Source organism: Acetobacter sp. DsW_063 (assembly GCF_002153745.1).
In the GTDB taxonomy this organism is placed as follows: domain Bacteria; phylum Pseudomonadota; class Alphaproteobacteria; order Acetobacterales; family Acetobacteraceae; genus Acetobacter.
The window spans coordinates 1-411 of the sequence record NZ_JOPL01000085.1 but is presented as its reverse complement, the minus strand read 5'-3'; the positions used below and the strand labels follow the sequence as shown (position 1 = coordinate 411).

General features: G+C 58.4%; 1 protein-coding gene. It reads right to left on the bottom strand.

What is annotated here, in order from left to right; genetic code table 11:
* A partial coding sequence (locus tag HK28_RS11060) for a DDE-type integrase/transposase/recombinase (protein ID WP_143217409.1) occupies window positions 1–411 on the bottom strand: 411 nt, incomplete at both ends.

Genomic DNA, 411 nt, shown 5'->3' with positions numbered 1-411 from the left:
TGAGCGAACGCCCTGAGACGGTGCAGATGTCGGGAGATGGCGTTGTCGATTGAGGCTAGCGGGACGAATCCATTTCGCACGGTGGAGAAGATCGAGACGAAGCGCTGCCAGCCTCCCGGCGATCGAAACCTTTGCAGGACGCGTTCACGTTTTCGCAGCGGCAGATGTGAGTTCTCAGCCCTGTTGTTCAGACCTTTATGAGACCGGTGTTCCACGCACGGCATGACCTGACGCCTGGCTGCTCCGTATGATTTCAGTTTGTCTGTAATCATGCGTTTTGGTCTGGCGCGTTGCTTCCTGAGAAGCCGCGTCAACACCCGCCTCGCCGCTTTCGTGTTGCGTCGCGTCTGCAGGATTTCATTGAGAACGTAGCCGTCCTGGCCAACGGCGCGCCACAGCCAGTGAACCTGG